Source organism: Parcubacteria group bacterium, assembly GCA_041657845.1.
GTDB lineage: Bacteria > Patescibacteriota > Minisyncoccia > Moranbacterales > JAKLHP01 > JAKLHP01.
The window spans coordinates 1-3,872 of record JBBABD010000054.1; the positions used below are offsets into that span (position 1 = coordinate 1).

The window sequence follows — 3,872 nt, forward strand, 5'->3', positions numbered from 1 at the left end:
TCCCTAATATAAAATTTTGAATCTGATTTAATTTCTAAAACTATTTTATCTTCTATCAGAAAATCCAAAAAATATCTTCCTAAGCTTTCGTCTTTATATCTTAACTCGATAGGCAATTGTCCGGTATATTTTATTTTTTTAATATTGAACTCTTTGGCTAATGCTTTTTGATAGTATTTTTCTTGATATCCGCCTCCTAGATTTTTTTGAACCTCATATAAGGCAGCTACTATTTTATAGCTCAATTCAGGATAAATTAATTTCGCCATAAAAAATTTCGTGATTTTTCGAGATTATTTTCGCGATTGTTTAGTGATTTATACCGCTTTTCATTTCCTCCTTAAATTCATCCACCACTTTTTGCACCAGTTCGTCGTAATTGGCAATTTTTGACTTCAGAAATTCTTCCATTTGTTCCGGAGTTGCTTCTCCGCTTTCAACTAATTTTTGATATTCGCCTTTTCCCGAATCATCCAATTTTTCCATCGTTTCCAAAAATATTCTCTTGAGTAGAACTTCGGTCATTTTAATTACCAGCTCTTCTTGCTTGTCCTGCGGAAGATCGGAAAGTCCCAATTCTTCCATTAATGTTTTTTTAATTTGATCTTGATCCATATTGTTGTTCCTAATAATAAATTATTTTTTAGATTCAAATATCAGTTTTGACAATCTCAATGTCCACTTAGCAACGGTTTCTCCTCTTTTAATTTTTCCTCCTTTAATGTTTTCACTATATTCTTGCAAATCTTGCAATTTTAATTTGGTTTTATCGCCAATATTTTCCGCTTGCAAGGCATCTTTGAGCTTTAAGCCCTTGAGATTGTCCCATTCGGTTTTATTTCCATCTGTAAGATTCTTCCAGTTATCCACTGCAATTTCTTTATAGCTCGAATAATCTTGTATATTATTGCTAAGCAGTCCCCTTTCTTTTAGCAAATCCTGTTTCCAATAATAATTCTCGATTCTGGATGAGGGCTGTTGGTCTAATTCTTTTATTTCATTATCTATCTCTCCAATTCTGTTCACGTCCCGATTGTGCATTTCATCTACCGTTTGAGTATACTCATCGGAAACATCCGTTTTCTCCTCAAATTGCGGTTCTTGCACGCTAGCTCCTGTTCGCTCGTCCAATGCTTCTTGAGGAGGCGCGAAGGATCTTGGTGCTCTTCCTTCGGGATTTTGTTCTGTTGGATTTTCGATATGGGAAGCGCCGGAAGGATGATGCTCGGGAAGATCGCCAAAATTTGGATCTGTTATCCCTATTATCTTTTCTCCGCTTGGATCAAGTTGAATTCCCGCGCCTTCGTGAATAAGATTTCCTTGTTGAATATTAGGATTTTCAAGGCTTTCTACATATTTTTCTGCCATCAAATGCGCTTTTCTTCCAGCTTCTTCCGCGTTCATTCCTGATTCTTTTAAATGATCTATCAAAGTTTTTTCCAGACTGCTTTCATGACCTTCAACCTTCAGTATTTCTCCCGCTTTTCCTATAGTATGTTCGACTCCGGACGCAGAAGGATTTTCTGGCATAGTGGCTGTAGAATGCAATGCTGAGTTATCAACAATGGTGAACCTCTCAAAGCCGTGTTTTTGCATAAAATCTCTTACTATATCACTTTTCATCACATCGGCCGCCTTCTCTTTGACAAAATCACTAGCACCGGTTTTTTCGCTTAGCAAATGAAATAATTTGCTCATAACCGGACCGGCCATCAAAGCTCCAAACACAATCGCTCCGCCTTTTCTGAAACCAGAACCGATATTTCTTTTCTCAAATTTTTCATTTACTTTAAATATCTGATCTTTTAAAAGAGAATTAAATTCTTCGAATTTTTTATCATCAGTTTTTTCTTTCATGTTTTTCATGATATCATCCATTTCTTGGCCGGATTTCTTCTCTCTGTGTTTTTCCGCTATCTTTTCAGACATCGCTTCCGCGCCGATTGCTGAAGCGGATCCGGTTAGAAATCTTCTCGCCATATTCAAAACAAGACATGAGCCCGCGACAGCGGCTCCTGCATAAGAAGCGCTCGCCGCTCCAATTCCTAATCCTCCTGCTATCAGTATTTTTTGATATGTCGGAAGCTTGATATACCAATTAATAACCTCGGCTCTTTTTTTGTTTATTTTATCCCAAACCGGATTTTCTTTGGCGACCAAATCCGTTCTGGCTTCCGTTTTTGCGTCATACAAATTGGCAGTTTCATCAAAATTGAAAAATTTTAGCGCTTCTGCTAATTCTTTATTCAGCGCGTCTCCCGAAAGCCCCTTAGCCCGTATGTTTTCCAATAATTCGGTTTTGTAATCAATGAGGCTGTTCTCATAAAGCGCTTCCATATATACAACATCCTGGTCATCAATTACCGCCGCCTTATTTCCTCCTTCGGTTATAATCACGCCTTTCGTATTGATCGTTTCTCTTCCACTTTGAATTGCCAGTTCCTTGGCATTTTTTTCCTGCTGTTTTTTTATTTCCGCTTTTACCTCTTTCTTGTTTTTTCCTTCAATCAAAAGATTGTTTTCCAGTTTTCTTAGTTCTCTAGTATGATATTGTTTAAGTTCCTCCATTTCCTGATTACGTTCCCATTGGTCAGCCTTTCTCCCCGCCCGCCCTTCACTGGTAAAGAAATTTCGTACCTGTTTCCACATGCTCTTTTTTTTGAAATACATTTCCGCGTATTCTTTTCTGGCGGTTTCCAGCTCTTTTTCTAAATTTTCCAAATTCTTTTCCTTTTCTCCAAACTTTTTTCCTCCCAAATCTTCCATCAGATCTTTTTCAATTTTTTCTGCGTCATTTTCTTCTGTTTTTTCCTTCTTTTTTCCATAATCCTTTTCAAAATCATCGCTAATTTCTTTTGAGCCTTCAGCCATTACAGCCGCACCAACTATTCCATTTCTGGCATTATGAAGCTCCATTTCTTCCTCGGAAAAATCGCGATTTTTCAGAGTGACCGTTTCCGTTGTGGGCAATTCATCATCGGCTCCATTGTTGGAATATTTTTTTGCCGCCTCTGCATCTTCTTGTTTTTTTATTTCTTTCAATCGTTTGCTTTCTTGGTCAATGTCTTTTTCAAAGACTTTTAATGAATCTCCAAAACTCATATTGTTTAATTTAAAATTTTTTTTATTTTTATGCAATAAAAAATTACGTGAAATATCAGGTCAAATCTATCTTAAATTATACAACAAAAATTGTTAATTAACAAAAAATTTAAACAGAAAATAGCTTCTGAAATAATAAAACCCTCTGCATCATTATGACTGCAAAGGGTCTCTACAAATTTTTCTTCATTTTCCCAACTTTTACGGTGTTATTGGCTGTAGCGGCGGCGCTCCAGCGGGTTGCGATGGGATTTTTCCGTTGCCAGTTTTCGTTTTTTGATATTCAAACAATACTTCCATAGCAATACGGTTTCTTCCAGGAACCCCGTCTCTTCCTTTCGGCAATTCTTTCACTTTTTCTTTGATCAATTTTTCAACTTTATGATTCAACTGGCTCGTGATTTCATCAAGCAGCCTCTTCAAGGAAATATTCGAATTCTTGACGGCTTTTTTCAAAACATCTTCTGTTAAATTTCCTTTATAAATAAGACTGGCCATTTCTTTCCCTTTAAATTCAATGTCCAATTTTTTCTCCAGCTTTTTTTCAAATTCGAATTTCTTCCCTGCGAGCTTGGAAAAAATATCTTCCATTTTTATCCGCAGTGGCTCAGAATCGCTAAAACCTTTAACCAACATATGCCCGCGCATAATTTCCCCTTGCGGAAAACCTCCCGGAACTGAATCTTCATCCATTCTTTTGCTGGTATACAGAATGAAACTATTTTCCTCTTGGGACCACATCAAATATCCTCCATATCCTTTACGCCTGA

At 36.8% G+C, this 3,872-nt stretch carries 4 protein-coding genes; all 4 read right to left on the minus strand.

Going from position 1 to position 3,872, the window contains the following annotated elements:
- The coding region (locus tag WC906_05280) for a GxxExxY protein (protein ID MFA5777815.1) at positions 1 to 269 on the minus strand (269 nt) is incomplete at its 3' end.
- Between the two features lie 40 nt (positions 270 to 309).
- Complete coding sequence (locus tag WC906_05285) at positions 310 to 615, minus strand: DUF5663 domain-containing protein (GenBank protein ID MFA5777816.1); 306 nt, start codon at positions 613 to 615, stop codon at positions 310 to 312.
- 21 nt (positions 616 to 636) lie between these two features.
- Positions 637 to 3,102 carry a hypothetical protein gene (locus WC906_05290; protein MFA5777817.1) on the minus strand — a complete coding sequence of 822 codons (2,466 nt, stop codon included), beginning with the start codon at positions 3,100 to 3,102 and terminating at the stop codon, positions 637 to 639.
- A gap of 201 nt (positions 3,103 to 3,303) precedes the next feature.
- On the minus strand, positions 3,304 to 3,872 hold a 569-nt coding region (locus WC906_05295; protein MFA5777818.1), incomplete at its 5' end, for a hypothetical protein.